The organism is Plantibacter sp. CFBP 8798 (assembly GCF_014841195.1).
Lineage (GTDB): Bacteria > Actinomycetota > Actinomycetes > Actinomycetales > Microbacteriaceae > Plantibacter > Plantibacter auratus.
On sequence record NZ_JACYTS010000001.1, the window covers coordinates 1,166,222 to 1,182,010 of the forward strand.

A 15,789-nucleotide genomic window follows, 5' to 3' on the forward strand; every position below is an offset into this window, starting at 1 on the left:
GTGTCGCGGACGATACCGAAGCGACGGTGTTCGTCAGCGACCGCGCGCGGCGGCCTTCGAGAGCCGGAGCCCGTCGACGACCCCGCGGACACCCGCACGGAGCGGGCTGCGGGTGCTGAGGAACTGCCGACGACCTCCCTGCAGGAGCACGGACCAGGCCACGGGGATGGTCGAGCGTCTCCAGGCCCGCACCTCGGCCGGTGGGAGGTGCTCGGCCGCGTAGAGGAGTCGGTTCCGGATGTTGAAGTAGTAGTAGGTCGTCGACTTGGCACGCGCCGAGGCGGCGTCCGAGCGGTCGTGGGTGCCGCCTTCGTCGTGGACCGCGGTGGCCTCCTCGACGACGGCCAGCGAACCGCCGACGGCGACCACTCGGTGCGACAGGTCGACGTCCTCCCAGTAGAGGAAGTAGGCGTCGTGGAAGCCGCCGGTGCGCGCCCAGAGTTCCACGCTCAGCATGAGACAGGCGCCGCTCAACCAGGGCGCCACGGCTGCCCCTGGGTGGTCCTCGCGTCGTCTCCGCGATCGGATCGTCCCGTCGTGCAGGTACAGATCCACCCCGTCGAACCAGAGGCTGCCGTCCGGTCGCTCGATCCGCGGAGCGAGCATCGTCATCGGCTGCTCAGCGCAACGATGCGAGAGCACGTCGAGCGCCTCGGGCGTGAGGGATGCGTCCGGGTTGAGGAGCAGCACCTGCTCGACGCCGAGTCCGATCGCCCGGGCGACGCCGAGGTTCATACCGGCACCGAACCCGAGGTTGTCGTCGGGCAGGAGGAGATCCCAGCGCTCCGCGTCGGCGAGCCGCGTGACGGCGTCGCGTGCGGCAGGGGAGGAGTAGTTGTCGACGACGACGGTCCGGAGGCCGGGTACGGCGCGGGTCAGGGTCGCGAGGTTCTGCTCGAGGAGTGCGGGGTCGCCGTAGTTCACGACGACGATGCCGATCCGCTCGGGTGAACGCACGGGTCCGGTCATGCTGTGCCTCCCCGGCGGTGCTCGGACGCGAGGACCGGGGGTCGTCCCGCCGTCGGGCCGTCGGTGCCGACCTTCAGGATGAGGGCGAGCCCCAGGAACAGGGTGAGCGTCGGGACGGAACTGTAGAGCGGACTGAAGAAGAGGTCCCAACAGGTCCGCACCCCCAGGAAGATGACGACAGCGCTCGCGTTGCGTCGTGCGATGCCGTGCCCGAGGCCGTAGATGGTCAGCCAGGCGATCAGCACGGCCAGGGCGAGCCCGATGAGGCCGAAGCGGACCCAGAGGTCGCCGATGGTGGAGTGGACCTCGAACCCGGTCCCGAACATGAAGCGTTCGACGTAGCCGTTGTTCGGGTCGTACCCGATGGAGGCCATGCCGGTCTTGGCGACCAGCACGTCGCTCAGGGAGGCGTAGGTGCCGCTCCCGTACCCAGTCGGCTGGTGGAGGAAGAGGGCGGCGGTCGCGGCGAGCTCCGGTCGTCCGCCGAGGAGGATGGATCCCGACTGGTCGAGTTGCGCGACCGTGCGGCTCTGGGTCTCCGCGCCGAACACCCCGTCGAGGAGGAGGGCCTGGCCGATGTTGAACACGAACGCCGCGGCGATGCCGATCCCGATGATGACCCGGGCGGTCGACGCCTTGCGGCTCTTGCCGGCGGAGCGCATCTGCCAGGCGACGAGGCAGAGGGTCAGGAGCAGGATCGCGAACAGCGACCGCGAGTCGTTGAGGATCGACACGGCTGCGAGCGCGGCCACGACGGCGACCTCGATCCAACGGCGGCGGGTGGCCAGGGCCAGTCCGAGCAGGATCACGGTCAACGGCACCGAGTACTGGAACTTCCACACGTTCGACATGTAGGCGGTACCGCCAGGGCCGGCGATGACGGCACGGACGAGCAGCCCGAGGCCGTAGAACACGATGATGTGCGACGGCGTCAGCACCGTCCGGGTCCAGACGATGCACGCGACCGACACGAGCGGGCCGAGGAGCACGATGGTCGCGCCGATGGCGACGCCCTGGCCGGTCTGGTGGTCGTCGGCCATGGCGGCCGTGAGCCAGAGCCCCGACACCGCTGCAGCGACCCCTCCGAGGAGCAGGACCACCCCGCCGCGGTACCTCCGGAGCTCGCCCACCCAGAGGGGGAGCAGGATCAGGGCCACACCGAAGCCCACGGTGAAGCCCTGGAAGACCTGGAGGCGAGCGCCGAGGAGCACGAGGAACACGATGGCGATGATGCGGTGGACCGTCGCCATGGTCGGATCGGTCGGTGGTCGGAGGACGGGGAGCGGTTCGAGCCGCTCGTCCGCGGGTGCTCCGACGACGCCGGGTGACGCGGGACGGGGCCGCGCCGCGCGCCACCGCGGGACGGCGGCGGCCTTCGGGCCCGCGTTCGTCTTCGGGGCCAGGTTCGTCTTCGGGTCACTGAGCGACATCGACGGGCTCCGCTTCCGCAGCGAGCCGGCGTCGCTTCGCGAGGTCGCGCTGGACGTACCAGAGGTTCGGGACGACCTGGCAGATCGCGACGGCGACCGCGGATCCGACGATGGGACCTGCGGCCCCGAGGACGGGGATGAGCACCCAGGAGAGGCCGAGGTTGAGCGGCACCATGAACAGGATGGGGAGGACCTGGAACTGGAGGCCCTTCGCGTCCGTCATGTACATCCCGACCGGGTACTTCGCGGCCTGGAGGGCGACGAACACGACGTAGGAGACGAGGATCGGCCAACCGAGGGTGATCTCGCCGTCGGAGACGAACCCGGCGATCCACGGGGAGATCGCCGCGAGGACGACCGCGAGGGCGAGCCCGCCGCCGAGGAACCACAGCGTCGGGACGAGTGGCGATTCGACGCGCTTCGCGGACCGCGCCTTCGCGTAGATCGGCCACAGCGCCAGCCCGGCCGCACCGATCGTCTGGATGACGAGGCCGAAGAGCTGGGTCGCGAGGTTGTACTGGGCGAGTTCCGGTCCGGTCGTCAGGTGGCTGAGCAGCAAGCGGTCGGTCTGCATGGCGATGGGCAACGCGATCATCTGGACGACCATCGGCCAGGCGAGGGCGAACGCGGGGACGCCCGGAGCGCTGCGGAGCCTCGGCACCTCCTTCATCGCCTGCCAGACCTGCGGGCTGATCGAGCGCGCGGCAAGTACCAGGCAGACGGCGGCGACGATCCCGCTCGCGGCGTAGGAGAGGACGGCGACGAAGGAGCCGCCGTCGAACCCGGTGACGACGAAGAGCCACACGCCGAGGAAGATCGCCGGAGCGGCGATCGCCTGCGTCGCGACCTGGGTGCTCGTCTTGCCGACCCCGATGAGGATGCGTTGACCGACGGTCATCGGCAGGACGAGTCCGAACGTCGCGAGGCAGAGGAACGCCGCGACGCTGCCGCCGTCGGGTGCGAGGCCGTTGCCGAGGATCGCCGGCCACAGGTCGAGGACGGTGATGAGGATGGCGACGAGCATGATGACCGCGCCCGACACGGTGAGGATCCGGAACGCCGTCACGATCGAACGCCGCACCTGCAGGTCGCGCTTCGGGTCGTCGGATCCGGCGATGGCGTTGATGACGACGGCGGCGATGCCGAGGTCGGCGAACGGCAGCAGGGCCGGCAGGCTCGTCAACAGCCCGTACTGGGCGTAGGCGCCGGAGCCGAAGTGTTCGATGATCATCCGGCTCGTGAAGATGCCGAGGACGCCGGAGAGCCCCATCACGAAGATCTTCGCGATGGCCGTCTGGCTGACGGAGGCCCAGATGCCGCCCCTGCCGCGCGCCATCAGCGATCACCGCCGGCGTCACGGAACAGCCAGGTGTCGGCGGCAAGACGGCCGTCACGGGCGGGAAGGTCCGCGAGCACGTCCTCCGGGGTCCGGGTGCTGGCGATCGTCGCGAGGATGGCCTCGGCGAGTGCCACCGCGTCGTCCCCCGGCTCGACGACCCGGTGGCCGTGCTCGTCCAGCCAGCCGGCGATGCCCGTCTCCGTCGTGGTCACCACGAGGCAGCCGGCGGCGAGGCCCTCGACGATCGGCAGGCCGACCTGCTCGCGCCAGTCGGGACGCGGCTGGGACGGCAGGACGAGCGTGCGGCTCGCGGCGAGGGTGTCGAAGATCACGGAGCGTGCCGGGTCGCGGTGGAAGGTGACCGACGGGTGGCGGTCGCTGAGTGCGGCCGCCGCGGGCTCGAGCTCGCCGGAGCCGAGGATGACGAGGGAGGCGCGCGGTTCGCGCTGCAGGACGGTCGACCACGCGTCGACGAGCAGGGGGAATCCCTTCCGCCCGACGAGGGCCCCGAGGAAGACGATCTGCAGAGGGTCCCGGACGACCTCGCTCCGCGCCGGCATGGGCGCGGGCAGGGCTTCGATGACCGTGGACTCGAGGTCGGGTCGCAGGGGCAGGACCCGGGCGTGCAGATCGCGGGCCCCCGTCGTCCCGTAGACGATCCGGTCGAGACGACGCCACACCCGACCGGCGGCCCATCGCTGCGCCCGGAGTTTGACGCGGGACCGCAGGCGGGCGGGACGGGCGGACATCGGGTCGAGGTTCTCGATGGCGTACGTCACCACGAGCGGCCGTGTTCCCCGGAGGCGTCCTCGCAGGTCGAGGGCGAGCAGGGTGCTGAGCGTGGCGATGGCGGAGGACAGTTGGAGCGGCTCGTTGACCTCGAGCGCGGTCACGCCGGAGCGGACGAGCAGCCGTGCTGCGGCCATCGGCTCGGCCTGGACGAGCTCGACGCCCGGAGCGACGCTCGGATCGAAGTCGTAGCGGCGACGACGGTAGACGATGCTCGCAGGCGCCAGTTCACGGGCGCGTTCGAGGTGCGCGGTGCGGACGACCTCGTACAGCCTGGCGCGGGGATGGCTCAGGCGAGCGGGTGTTGGCATCGTTCGTCGGTCCCTTCGGGCGCGTCGTCGGGCAGCGGCTCAGCGGCCGGCCATGGACGGCGTGCGCGCCGAGTCGTTCGCCGCGGGGGCGGCCGTTCCCGTCGCGGCGGGGCCGAGCGCACCGGCGTCGGGAGCCAACCGGTACGAGTTGTAGCGGTAGTAGGAACTCGTCTCGTCCTGCTTGAGGCCGTTGAGGACCAGCCCGATCGTGCGGGCGTTCGCGCCGTCGAGCGTCTCGAGCGCGCGGTGGAGCTGCTGGCGGCGGGTGGACTTGTACCGGGACACGACGATCGCACCGTCGGTCATGTGCGTGAGCCAGAGCGGGTCGGTGACCGGGATGATCGGCGCGGTGTCGATGATGACGAAGTCGTACGACTCCTTGGCGCGGTCCACCAGCTGGCGCATCGCGTCGGAGGCGAGGAGCTGGCTCGGGTTCGGCGGCACCCCACCGGAGGCGAGGACGTCGAGGTTGCCCCGACCCCAGGGCTGCACGGCCTCCTCGAGGGTGATGTCGCCGACGAGGACACTGGTCAGTCCGACCTCGCCTTCGATCTGCGTGTAGCCGGCGATCGAGGGGCGGCGGAGGTCGGCGTCGATGAGGAGGACGCGCGGTGCGCGTTCGGTCATCGCGAGGGCGAGGCCGAGCGCGACGGTGCTCTTGCCCTCACCGGGGAGTGCGGAGGTGACGATGACGGAGGTGATCCGTTCGTCGACGTCGGCGAAACTGAGGTTCGTCGCGAGACTCCGGAAGCCCTCGGCGATCATGCCGTTCGGGTTCCGCATCATCGCCTGCGTCGGCAGCTCACCCTTCCGCGTGCGGGCGACCGTCGTGAGGACGGGGGTGTCGGAGACCTGCTGCAGCTCGCGCAGCGACCGGATCCTCGTGTCGAGGAGCTCCCGGCCGAAGGCGTACAGCACGCCGATCAGCAGGCCGCCGAGTCCGCCGCCGGCGACGAGGAGTTTGGTGTTGGGCGCGAAGGCGAAGATGGGGAGCTTGGCCGGTGCGATGATCGTGAGCTGGACGGCGGGGCGGTCCTGATCGTCCCTCGGGGAGATGCCGTCCACCGCGGAGGACAGGGAGTTCGCTACGGCCGCCGCGATGCTCTGCGCCTGCTCGGCACTGGTCGACACCGCGGAGATCTCGACGATCACGGTGTTGAGGGGCGCATCGGCGCTGACCGACTCCGCGAGGTCCTGGACACTCATGTCGAGGCCGAGCTCGTTGATGACCGGCTCGAGCACGATCGGGGAGGACGCGAGGACGGCGTAGGACTGCACGAGGTTCTGCACGTACGTGGATCCCTGGACCAGTTCGGTCGTGGAGTTGCCGGCCTCGGTGGTCACGAACACGCTCGTCGTGGAACGGTACTGCGGTGCCATCGTCTGTGCGAACACGTAGGCTCCGGTCGCGCCGACGAGTGCGAGCACCACGATGACGATCCACTGCTTGCGCAGCGTTGCGATGTAGTCGCCGAGATCCATCTGACTCCCCCTGGTTTGTTGACACCCAACACCTCAGCGTACCGACGATTTTCGGGTTTATCAGGGGAAAGACGCCCCCACTCAGGGGGGTACGGGCTGTTTGATGACCCCCAGTCCGAGGGTGTCCACCCCCGCGGATGACCCCCGTTCGACGGGGTTCACGGAGGCCTCGGACCGCTTCGGTGAAGGGGGTGCAGTGCTCACGCTACGATTGTCGGAATTCTTCCCCCGAGCGAAAACCGAAGGACGTCATGGCGCGGATCCTCGTAGTGTGCAGTGCCAACGTCTGTCGCTCCCCGCTCGCGGAACAGCTCCTCCAAGCCCGACTCTCGACCATTCCCGGCTTCGACCGCCTCGTCTGCTCGAGCGCCGGCATCGAGGTCAGTCGCGGGCACGAGATGTGCGCTGACGCGGCCGCGGTCCTCGGCCTGCCGTCGGAGGGACCGAAGGCGGCAGCTCATCGTGCACGCCGCGTCACCAAGTCGATGATCGGTGGTGCGGGGCTCGTGCTGACCGCGAGCCGCGCCGAGCGCTCCGCCCTCGCCAAACTCTCTCCCGAGGCCCGTTCGAAGGTCTTCACCCTCCGCGAGGCGGCAGCGCTCGCCGAAGCGCCCGACCAGGCGATCGCCACCTGGCGCCCCGGTGCCGGCACGACGGCCGATCAGCGTCTGTCCGACCTGGCGGCCCTGCTCAACGCCCGTCGCGGTCTCGCTCCTGCTCCGAAGCCGGAGCGCACCGGGTTGTTCGCGCGATTCGGGAGCGACGTCGACCCGCTCGACATCGCCGACGGACACAACCTCGGCAAGCGGGCGCACCGGACGACCCTGCGGTCCGTCCAGCGCTCGGTCGAGCGGTTCGGCGCCGCCGTGGAAGCCCTCACGCGGTAGCGGTTCGAGGGTCATCACTACCCCTGTCTTTGGGGGTACGCAGGGCGCGATTTTCCCGTTTTCCGACGAATGTTGGGCGGTAGGCTCTTCAGCATTCCAGCCGAGACACGCTTCGTGTCCGCGCCGCCCGAACGGCGCCTGGAGCGATGAGGAGAAGCTCGATGGGGGACAACGCTGCACGGCGTCAGTGGCAGCCGACGGTTCGCATCCTCGGCACGCACGGGATCCCGGCGGCCTACGGCGGGTTCGAGACGGCAGCCGAGAACATCGCCGTCTTCCTCCGGGATCAGGGGTGGCGCGTCATCGTCTACTGCCAGTCCGACGGCGACGGACCGATAGTCGAGGACGAGTGGCGCGGCATCGAACGCGTGACGATCCCCGTCGGCCCCGACGGGTGGAAGGGCACCTCCCTGTTCGACCTGAAGTCGATCAGACACGCCTCGCGGTTCGACGACGTCTGCCTCACGTTCGGCTACAACACCGCCGTCTTCAACGTCCTGCAGCGCCTCAAGGGCATCCCGAACGTCATCAACATGGACGGCATCGAATGGTCACGGGCGCGCTGGGGTTTCATGAAGCAGGCGATCCTCTACGTGAACGAACGCATCGCGTGCTGGGTCGGGAACACGCTCATCGCCGACCACCCCGAGATCGAGACCTACCTCGCGAAGAAGGCGAAGCGGTCGAAGCTGACGACGATCACCTACGGCGCACACCGGGTCGACTCGGCACCCGTCGCTCCGCTGACGGCTCACGGGCTGACGCCGGGGGAGTACCTGACGCTGATCTGCCGCCCGATCCCGGAGAACACGATCCTGGAGCTCGTGCAGGCGTTCTCGGCCGAACGACGTGGCGTCACCCTCGCCGTCTTCGGCACCTACACCCCGGAGACGGACCCGTACCACCGCGCGGTCGTCGACGCCGCGAGTGACGAGGTCGCGTTCGTCGGGTCGGTCTACGACCCCGAGGAGCTCGCCGCCCTCCGATTCCACGCGCTGGGCTACCTCCACGGGCACACCGTGGGCGGCACGAACCCCTCGCTCGTCGAGGCGATGGCCGCCGGGAACGCCGTGATCGCCCACGACAACCCGTACAACCGATGGGTCGCCGGCGACGGCGCCCTCTACTTCACCACCGCCCGTGATGCCGCCGCACGGATCGGCGAGCTGCTCCAGAACCCCGCCCGCCGTGCCGCCCTGTCCTCCGCCGCGTCCGCGCGGCACGCCGAGGAGTTCACCTGGGAGCACGTCGCCGGCCAATACGAAACCGTCCTGCAGACCTACCTTGGAGGTGCACGTGTCGCACGTGTCTGAAACGAACGCCCCGGCCGCGGAAGTGCCCATCGAGACAGCCCGAGTGCGGGTCGGCGTGATCGGTCTCGGCAAGATGGGCCTCTCCCACCTCGCCATGATCAAGGCCCACCCGTGGGTGAGCGTCGATGCGGTCGTCGACTCGACCGGCTACATCCTCGACGTCCTCGGCAAGTACACCGGCCTCAAGACCTTCACCTCGGTGGACGAGATGCTGGCCGCGGTCGAGCTCGACGCGGTCATCATCGCGACGCCGACGAAGTTCCACGCACCCATGGTGAAGTCGGTGCTCGAGCGCGGTCTCCACATCTTCTGCGAGAAGCCGCTCAGCCTGAGCGCGGCCGACTCCGATGAACTCGCCGCACTCGCCGAGCGTCGCGGCGTCGTGACCCAGGTCGGGTACCACAACCGCTTCGTGGGTGCGTTCCGCGAGGTCAAGCGTCTGCTCGACCTCGGTGCCATCGGTCGCGTCACGCACATCCAGGCGGAGGCCTACGGTCCCGTCGTGTTGAAGTCGCGCGGCTCCACCTGGCGGAGCAACCGCAACGAGGGTGGTGGCTGCCTGTACGACTACGCCGCCCACCCGGTCGACCTCCTCACCTGGTACGCCGGCGAGCCGATCGGCGTCGGCGGCACGGTCCTCGGCAGCGTGTTCTCCGAGCACACCGAGGACGAGGTCTTCTCGACCCTGTTCTTCGACGCCGGCGTCAGCGCGCAGCTCTCCGTCAACTGGTCGGACGAGTCCTACCGCAAGATGACCACGCAGATCACCATCACCGGGACCGCCGGTCGTATCCACGCGGACCGGCAGGAATGCCAGGTCTACCTGCGCGACACCGCGCCCGAGATCGAGGGCTACGAGACCGGCTGGAACGTCAAGTACACCACCGAGCTCACCGACGAGGTCTGGTACTACCTGCGCGGCGAGGAGTACAGCGCACAGCTGGACCACTTCGTCACCCGGGTCGTCGAGGGCGCCGTGCTGGGGACGAACTCCTTCACCAGCGCGGCCGCCACCGACCACGTCCTCGAACTCCTCACCATCGACGCGGCGGCAGGCCCGTCCACCCGAGCCGCGACGGCCGCACCCGCTCCCGTCGCGAAGAAGAAAGGCCTCCTCCCATGGCGACGAGCGTAGAGACCCAGACCGGCGCGGCCGCGACCGCTGCCCCGAAGCTTCCCCGGCTCCTGTTCGGAGACAACCAGTTCTTCGGCGTCAACCACATGTCGGAGGAGAAGGCGCGCGCCCAGGCCATGCGCTTCCAGGACACCGGCGCGATCATGGACGTGCTCGACGTCGCGTACGACGAGGGCATCACCTCGTTCATGTGCACCACGCACGACCGGATCGCCGAGGTCGCGGAGCGGGTGCGGCTCGACCCGACGCGGTACGCCGACTTCACGTTCCAACCGTGCATGCCGTACGCGCACAAGTACGCGGACGCCGTCACGGAGAACGGCATGCTCGGCGCGCTCAAGCGCTTCCTGCCTGAGGAGGGCCTCATGAACGCCGCCCTGCGTGGCGGCAAGGCGTTCGCCACGAAGGACGTCGAGGGCATCATCACGCTGCTCATCGACGCCGAGATGGCGATGTTCCGAGGCGTCGACACGCCGGTGATCTGGCTGCAGAACGTCGTCGTGGACCTCCTGCTCGGCCTCGGCTTCAAGGACGCGTTCGCCATCTTCGACCACCACGTGCGCACGAAGTACCACGCGCAGCCCGGGTTCATCACGATGAACCTGCCCCTGCTGCTCGACGCCCTGGACGAGGCCGGCCTCGAGAACCCGATCGTGTGCTCGAACATCAACAAGATCGGCTTCCGCATGTCGGGAGGGATCGAGGGCTACCAGCGGGTGCTCGAGGAGCGTCGGTTCCGTGCCGTCGCGATGTCCGTCTACGCGTCCGGCGCGATCCCGCCGCGCGAGGCGATCGAATGGCTCTCCGAGCAGCCGAACATCGAGTCGATGGTGTTCGGCGCCTCCAGCCGGCAGAACATCCAGAGCACGCGCCGCCTGGTCGACGAGTTCTTCGGGGCCTGATCGGGCGCGAGTCCAGGTGACACGAGGAACGGCCCCTGGCATGCCAGGGGCCGTTCCTCGTGTTGTGGTCGTTGCGTCGGCCGGTCGGTGACCCCGCCGTCAGACGCGGACGCGCCGGACGGACTCGACCACCTGGATGATCTCGGATCGGTAGCGCTCCGGGGAGAAGTGCTCCTGCGCCGAGCGGCGGGCCCGGTCGGCGATCCGTGCGCTCCGGTCCGGATCGTCGAGGAGCTCGGCGACCGCTGCGGCCATGGCCTCGGCGTCACCCGCCGGCACGAGCAGGCCGGTCGCGCCGTCCTCGATGCTCTCCAGATGACCGAGCGCTGCTGATGCGACGACGGGTCGCAGCGCCAGCTGGGCCTCGACCACGGCGTTGCCGAAGGGTTCCCGGAGCGAGGGGGCGACGACGAGGTGCGCGCGCTCCAACGCCGGCCAGATCGGGGAGACGTAGCCGGAGAAGGTGACCGCGCCACGGAGGTCCGGTTGGTCGGCACGGTCCCGGAGCTGCTGCTCGAACCACTCGTACCCCTCGAACGGCGTGCCCGCGATCTCGATCCGCACATCGCGCCCGGCACGGCGCAGGATCCCGACCGCGTCGAGGGCGATGTCGGGCCCCTTGCGTGGGGAGAGCCTGGCCACGATCGCGAGTCGATGCGGTTCGGAGCCGATCGGCGCCGGCGTGGGATCGACGTCGGGGCCTGCGACGCCGTTGAAGACGAGGCGGACCTTCCGGGCAAGCCCGGGTGCGGCCGTGGTGGTCGCCTCGACCGCTGCGCGACTGATGACGATGAGCGCGTCTGCGAGGATCAGCGGCGAGTTCAGGGCGAACCGGACCAGCCTGCCGTCCGTGGTCTCCGCCTCGTGCACGTGGCAGACCACCGGTGTGCGCGTCAGACGTGCGGCGAGGATCCACCATGGGAGCGTCACCGTGTTGACGTAGACCGCGGTCGGCGCGATCTCCTCGATGACCCTCCGCAGGAAGCGGACGGAGCGCAGGCCTTCCATCGCGAGCGAGGCGACGCCGCCCAGCGAGGCGTTGGCCCGCCGCAAGACGGGGAAGGGGACGAACCGGACCTCCGCGCCGCGGGCGAGCAACCTCGGGACCAGCTTGCCGTCGGCGGGGAGGGCGACGATCACCCGGTACCCGCGCCCGACGAACGCGCTGATGCTCTCGAGCATCTGCAGGTCCGACCCGTAGACGTCGCCCGACGGATTCGCGATGAGGACCGTCTGACCGGCATCGGTGGCCGAGGTGCCGGCGAGCTCGTGAGCGTCCAGGGTGGTCTCCGATGCGTCGATGGCGGTCACCGGCCGAGCGCGACGGGCTGGCCGCCGGACGCGGTCCCGACCGAGCCGAGCCGCTCCATGTCACGGAACCACTTCACCGACGCGAGCAGCAGGTGGCCGGCGTTGGCGAGGAACATGAGGGTGTAGGCGGCGAAGAACACCTGCGGGGCACCCAGGAGCACGAAGATCAGGCAGAGGAAGCCGTAGTCGGTCGGGATGACGAGCAGCGAGCGCAGGATGGTGCTGTGGCCGTTCTCCGGAGCCGGGTCGGCACCGTAGACACGCTTGAGCTGCTCGTTGAGGATGATCGCGAAGAACGCGACGGCCGCCACGACGCAGTAGCCGATGGGGATGAGCAGTAGCGCAGGGGTCGGCAGCTCGAAGAACCGGAACGCGCTGATGAGGACGGCGAGGTGGAGGGACGAGATCTTCGTCGCATCGATGACGTGGTCGAGCCACTCACCGGACGGTGATCCGCCGCCGCGCAGTCGCGCGACCTGGCCGTCGGCCGAGTCGAAGGCGTACCCGATCGCGAGACAGAGCCACACGCCGACACCGAGACCGATGGTCGGGGGCAGGGTCGCGAGCATGATGATGCCGCTGAACGTGAAGACCGCGCTGATCACGGTGACCATGTTCGGCGTGAGACCGAGCTGGTACGCCGCCGCGGCGAGGTAGCGACCCGCCTTGCGGTTGACGTAGATCGAGTACGCCGGAGCGCCTCGCGTCCGCTTCTTCTGTGCACCGGCGAGACGGGCGACGATGTCGGAGTACCGCTCGGCGACGTCGGGGTCTTCCGTGGGCTGAGTCATGGGGGCAGTTCGGGTCATGCCGGTCCTTGTGTTCTCATGTGGGCGCTGCAGACGATCGCTGATTCGGGTGAGCGGTCGTGAGCGGTCGGGCGACGAAGGCGCGCCCGGGTTCGGGTGTTCCGCGACCGGACGGGTGCCGGAGTGCGGGAATCGTGGCGAGGCGCGCACGGTGCCGGACGTGATGCGCCGACGGCTCGGGTAAGTCGTCGCTGCAGTGCGTCGCGGGAGGGTTCGGGTGTGCGGGTCTCGCCGGTGAGCAGCTGTGCGATCGAGCCGTTTTCGGGTGACTCGCCGTGTGACTGCGGGCGGTGATGGTGACGACTGTATCGAAGTGTTGCCCCCTCTGGAAGGGGATTTGTCCTCTTTTCGCAGGACACCCCTCGCTTTGGGGGCATCACCGACAGAAGTCCTGACATCAGTACGCGCCGACCGGTTTGAGCACGACCTTGACGGTCTGCCACATGATCATCAGGTCGCCCGTGATGGACCAGTTCTCGACGTAGTAGAGGTCCAGGCGGACGCTCTCCTCCCACGTCAGGTCGGAACGTCCGGAGACCTGCCACATGCCGGTGAGGCCTGGCTTGATGTGCAGACGCCGGTGGACGTCCTTCTCGTACTCGGCGACCTCGCTCGCCAGCGGCGGCCGGGGCCCGACGAGACTCATGTCGCCGGTGAGGATGTTCCACAGCTGAGGCAACTCGTCGAGGGAGTACTTGCGCAGGATGCGACCGACGCGCGTGATGCGCGGGTCGTTCTTCATCTTGAAGAGCACGCCGTTGCCCTCGCTCTGCGCCATGAGGGCGGGGAGGGCGGCTTCGGCGTCGGTGACCATGGACCGGAACTTGAACATCGTGAAGCGCTCACCGTTCCTGCCGACGCGTTCCTGCCGGAAGAGGACCGGGCCCGGGCTGTCGAGCCTGACGGCGAGGGCGACGAGGGCCAGCACTGGCGAGATGAGGAGGATCCCGAGGCTCGTGAGCCCGATGTCGAGTGCGCGCTTCATGATGTGGTGACCGCCCTCGAACTGCGGGATCTCCACGTGGATGAGCGGCAGCTCCTCCACCGGGCGGAAGTGGATGCGGGGCCCGGCCACGTCGGTGAGTCGGGCCGCGAGCACGAGCTCGGTCGCCGTTCCCTCGAGGTCCCACCCGAGTCGGCGGACGTAGTCGCTGCCGCCGTCGACGGGGCCGGCGATGATGACCGCATCGGCGGTGAGGTTCGCGGCGGCCTGGGCGACGCCGTCGATGTGCGCGATGACCGGCACCGAGGTTCCCCGGCTCGAGAACGGCTCGGCCGTCTCCTGGTCGACCACGGCCGCACCGACGACGGTGTAGCTCATGCTGTGCTGCTTGGCGACCTGTTCGAGGACGTACGCGACGTCGTCACGCCGGCCGACGACGACCGTCCGTGCGGTGTACTCACCGACGCGACGACGGCTGAGCAGCCATCTGCGCCACATCCAGCGGGAAGCGAGGAGCGCGAGTGTCCCCGCGGGGAGCGCGAGGATGAAGTAGCCCCGGGCGATGTCGATCTTCAGGATCAGGAAGACGATGGCGAGGATGCCGAAGGCGAACGCGCTGGCGTTGACGACGCGCTTGTACTCGGCGACACCGGAACCGATGATGCGGCTATCCCGGGTCCTGGTGAAGCCGAGGAAGGCGAGCCACACGAGCACGATGACGCCCGACAGCAGGATGTAGAGCTGCTGGGCCTCGGGGCCGACCGGGTCGTCGCCGAACCGCACGACGAACGCGGCCGAGACGGCGAAGAGTGCGATGACGCTGTCGGTGAGGATGAGCCAGCGACGGTAGCGCTTCGACCACTCGCGCTGGGTCATGGACTTGACCGCGACGGTGGAGGACTCCGCGCCGAGCGCAGCAGCTCGGCGTCGGACGAGCGCGATGGGTCCCGTGATGGGGAAGGCGTTGTCGTTCACGTCGGCGCTCATGCTCGGGTCGACCCCTCGGAGCGGAACTGGGCGAACGCCGCGCTTCGGGTGCGCGGACGGATCTGTCGGGAGGACCGACGGCGGTTCGGGTACGTCGTCATTGGGTTGCTATCCACTTGTGGGGTTCGGGTGCGGTTCGGGTGCGCGATGCGCAAGGGCGGTTCGGGCCGCCCGCGGAGAACGCGACGTCGCTCGTGTGCCCACGACCGACCGGTGAAACCGGTCGAGATGAGCGTCCCCCTTGGATATCCCTCAACTGTAGGAAGCGGGGGTCATCGGCGGATCCCCCACTCCAGGGGGGTCGCCGCCCCCAATGCTGGGGGTGTGGGGGTCCTTCGACGCGCGATTCCGTCGTCATCGGCCGAGATGACGACGGACCTCGTCGGTCGCTCTCGTCGCCGCCCGGTGGGGGACAGCACCCACTGCCGACGTCACACCGGTCGTGGGTGGCGGCTCGGCCGTAGGCTCAGCGACTACATTGGTGCCATGGATGGAGCGCGCGCGACCGATGGCGTGATCGCCGACGCCGCCCGCGATCCCATGGCCGATTGGCCCACCGGGCGCCTCCTGTCCACGGCGTCACGACTGATCGAGCACACCTGGCAACAGGCCCTGGACGGCATCGGGGTGACCCACGCCGGTCTCATCGTGCTGCACCTGCTCGACAGCGGCCCCGCCAGTCAGAAGGAGCTCGCCCGACGAGCCCGCGTGCAGAACCAGACGATGTCACGCACGCTCGACCGACTCGAGCGGGCCGGCCACATCGAGCGGATCGCGGCGGCCGACGACCGTCGTCGTCACGTGGTGAGCCGGACACCAGCGGGTGACGAGGCCTGGCTGGCGGCACACCGGCTCGAGGCCGACGTCTTCCCGGAGCTGCCCGATGAATCGGCGCTGCGGTCGCAGCTGCTCGCGATCATCCGTTCGGGCGAGTCCGCCCGTTGGTCGCCCGAGGACGTCGAACCCGCCTGACCTGCCGGGCCGATCTTCCCCGGTAACTGAGCGTGCCCAGCTGTCCTTCGACGGGCTCAGGGACCGTTCCAGGTCCGGGTGCACCTCTCCCGGTCGCTGAGCTTGTCGAAGCGCCCACGAGGAACCTTCATGATGCGATGGCGTCCGGCCGGGGCGGCACTTCGGGTGTCCGTTCAGGGGCACGCCCAGGCACACCCGTGCCCCGTCCGG

General features: G+C 69.2%; 13 protein-coding genes. 5 read left to right on the plus strand and 8 right to left on the minus strand.

The genetic code is table 11. The annotated features are described in order from the left end of the window. Positions 1 to 33: 33 nt before the first annotated feature. Genes IFU30_RS05530 through IFU30_RS05550 form a run of 5 tightly spaced genes read right to left on the minus strand, consistent with a single transcriptional unit; the run spans position 34 to position 6,320 of the window. Positions 34 to 969, minus strand: a complete 936-nt coding sequence (locus IFU30_RS05530) for a glycosyltransferase (RefSeq protein WP_137242276.1) — start codon at positions 967 to 969, stop codon at positions 34 to 36. Further along, positions 966 to 2,399 (minus strand): hypothetical protein, encoded by a 1,434-nt coding sequence (locus IFU30_RS05535; RefSeq protein WP_192004578.1) that lies wholly within the window; start codon positions 2,397 to 2,399, stop codon positions 966 to 968. Before IFU30_RS05535 ends, IFU30_RS05530 begins: the two co-directional genes overlap by 4 nt. Beyond that, positions 2,386 to 3,735 (minus strand): oligosaccharide flippase family protein, encoded by a 1,350-nt coding sequence (locus IFU30_RS05540; protein ID WP_192004579.1) that lies wholly within the window; start codon positions 3,733 to 3,735, stop codon positions 2,386 to 2,388. The genes IFU30_RS05535 and IFU30_RS05540 overlap by 14 nt, the downstream gene beginning before the upstream one ends. Next, positions 3,735 to 4,838: a glycosyltransferase family 4 protein gene (locus IFU30_RS05545; protein ID WP_192004580.1), complete on the minus strand. Its 1,104-nt coding sequence runs from the start codon at positions 4,836 to 4,838 to the stop codon at positions 3,735 to 3,737. Before IFU30_RS05545 ends, IFU30_RS05540 begins: the two co-directional genes overlap by 1 nt. A gap of 39 nt (positions 4,839 to 4,877) precedes the next feature. Beyond that, positions 4,878 to 6,320 (minus strand): polysaccharide biosynthesis tyrosine autokinase, encoded by a 1,443-nt coding sequence (locus tag IFU30_RS05550; RefSeq protein WP_192004581.1) that lies wholly within the window; start codon positions 6,318 to 6,320, stop codon positions 4,878 to 4,880. A 251-nt stretch (positions 6,321 to 6,571) separates the two neighbouring features. On the opposite strand from IFU30_RS05550, the gene IFU30_RS05555 reads away from it, so the two are divergent. From IFU30_RS05555 to IFU30_RS05570, 4 genes are all read left to right on the plus strand, one after another. Then, the gene (locus IFU30_RS05555) at positions 6,572 to 7,207 is read left to right on the plus strand and encodes an arsenate reductase/protein-tyrosine-phosphatase family protein (RefSeq protein WP_161578552.1); all 636 of its coding nucleotides are present in this window, start codon (positions 6,572 to 6,574) and stop codon (positions 7,205 to 7,207) included. A 161-nt stretch (positions 7,208 to 7,368) separates the two neighbouring features. Further along, entirely contained in the window at positions 7,369 to 8,520 is a 1,152-nt protein-coding gene (locus IFU30_RS05560; RefSeq protein WP_192004582.1) for a DUF1972 domain-containing protein, read from the plus strand. Then, positions 8,513 to 9,655, plus strand: a complete 1,143-nt coding sequence (locus IFU30_RS05565; RefSeq protein WP_197977383.1) for a Gfo/Idh/MocA family protein — start codon at positions 8,513 to 8,515, stop codon at positions 9,653 to 9,655. The genes IFU30_RS05560 and IFU30_RS05565 overlap by 8 nt, the downstream gene beginning before the upstream one ends. After that, positions 9,640 to 10,557 (plus strand): hypothetical protein, encoded by a 918-nt coding sequence (locus IFU30_RS05570; RefSeq protein ID WP_192004583.1) that lies wholly within the window; start codon positions 9,640 to 9,642, stop codon positions 10,555 to 10,557. The genes IFU30_RS05565 and IFU30_RS05570 overlap by 16 nt, the downstream gene beginning before the upstream one ends. Before the next feature lie 99 nt (positions 10,558 to 10,656). Here the strand turns inward: IFU30_RS05570 and IFU30_RS05575 are convergent, their stop codons facing one another. The 3 genes from IFU30_RS05575 to IFU30_RS05585 all read right to left on the minus strand — a co-directional run bounded on the left by IFU30_RS05575 (position 10,657) and on the right by IFU30_RS05585 (position 14,607). Further along, positions 10,657 to 11,868 carry a glycosyltransferase gene (locus IFU30_RS05575; RefSeq protein ID WP_192004584.1) on the minus strand — a complete coding sequence of 404 codons (1,212 nt, stop codon included), beginning with the start codon at positions 11,866 to 11,868 and terminating at the stop codon, positions 10,657 to 10,659. Beyond that, a complete protein-coding gene (locus IFU30_RS05580; RefSeq protein WP_079705129.1) occupies positions 11,865 to 12,659 on the minus strand; it encodes a CDP-alcohol phosphatidyltransferase family protein in 795 nt (264 codons plus the stop codon). The genes IFU30_RS05575 and IFU30_RS05580 overlap by 4 nt, the downstream gene beginning before the upstream one ends. A 415-nt stretch (positions 12,660 to 13,074) precedes the next feature. Beyond that, complete coding sequence (locus IFU30_RS05585; RefSeq protein ID WP_192004585.1) at positions 13,075 to 14,607, minus strand: sugar transferase; 1,533 nt, start codon at positions 14,605 to 14,607, stop codon at positions 13,075 to 13,077. A gap of 486 nt (positions 14,608 to 15,093) precedes the next feature. On the opposite strand from IFU30_RS05585, the gene IFU30_RS05590 reads away from it, so the two are divergent. Next, positions 15,094 to 15,579, plus strand: a complete 486-nt coding sequence (locus tag IFU30_RS05590) for a MarR family winged helix-turn-helix transcriptional regulator (RefSeq protein ID WP_197977384.1) — start codon at positions 15,094 to 15,096, stop codon at positions 15,577 to 15,579. Positions 15,580 to 15,789: the final 210 nt, after the last annotated feature.

What these genes read in the sequence shown, in the direction of transcription:
- IFU30_RS05535 (WP_192004578.1), bottom strand. Translation starts at nt 2,399, where the DNA reads ATGTCGCTCAGTGACCCGAAGACGAACCTGGCCCCGAAGACGAACGCG.
- IFU30_RS05555 (WP_161578552.1), top strand. Translation starts at nt 6,572, where the DNA reads ATGGCGCGGATCCTCGTAGTGTGCAGTGCCAACGTCTGTCGCTCCCCG.
- IFU30_RS05540 (WP_192004579.1), bottom strand. Translation starts at nt 3,735, where the DNA reads ATGGCGCGCGGCAGGGGCGGCATCTGGGCCTCCGTCAGCCAGACGGCC.
- IFU30_RS05580 (WP_079705129.1), bottom strand. Translation starts at nt 12,659, where the DNA reads ATGACTCAGCCCACGGAAGACCCCGACGTCGCCGAGCGGTACTCCGAC.
- IFU30_RS05545 (WP_192004580.1), bottom strand. Translation starts at nt 4,838, where the DNA reads ATGCCAACACCCGCTCGCCTGAGCCATCCCCGCGCCAGGCTGTACGAG.
- IFU30_RS05590 (WP_197977384.1), top strand. Translation starts at nt 15,094, where the DNA reads ATGGATGGAGCGCGCGCGACCGATGGCGTGATCGCCGACGCCGCCCGC.
- IFU30_RS05550 (WP_192004581.1), bottom strand. Translation starts at nt 6,320, where the DNA reads ATGGATCTCGGCGACTACATCGCAACGCTGCGCAAGCAGTGGATCGTC.
- IFU30_RS05530 (WP_137242276.1), bottom strand. Translation starts at nt 969, where the DNA reads ATGACCGGACCCGTGCGTTCACCCGAGCGGATCGGCATCGTCGTCGTG.
- IFU30_RS05570 (WP_192004583.1), top strand. Translation starts at nt 9,640, where the DNA reads ATGGCGACGAGCGTAGAGACCCAGACCGGCGCGGCCGCGACCGCTGCC.
- IFU30_RS05560 (WP_192004582.1), top strand. Translation starts at nt 7,369, where the DNA reads ATGGGGGACAACGCTGCACGGCGTCAGTGGCAGCCGACGGTTCGCATC.
- IFU30_RS05585 (WP_192004585.1), bottom strand. Translation starts at nt 14,607, where the DNA reads ATGAGCGCCGACGTGAACGACAACGCCTTCCCCATCACGGGACCCATC.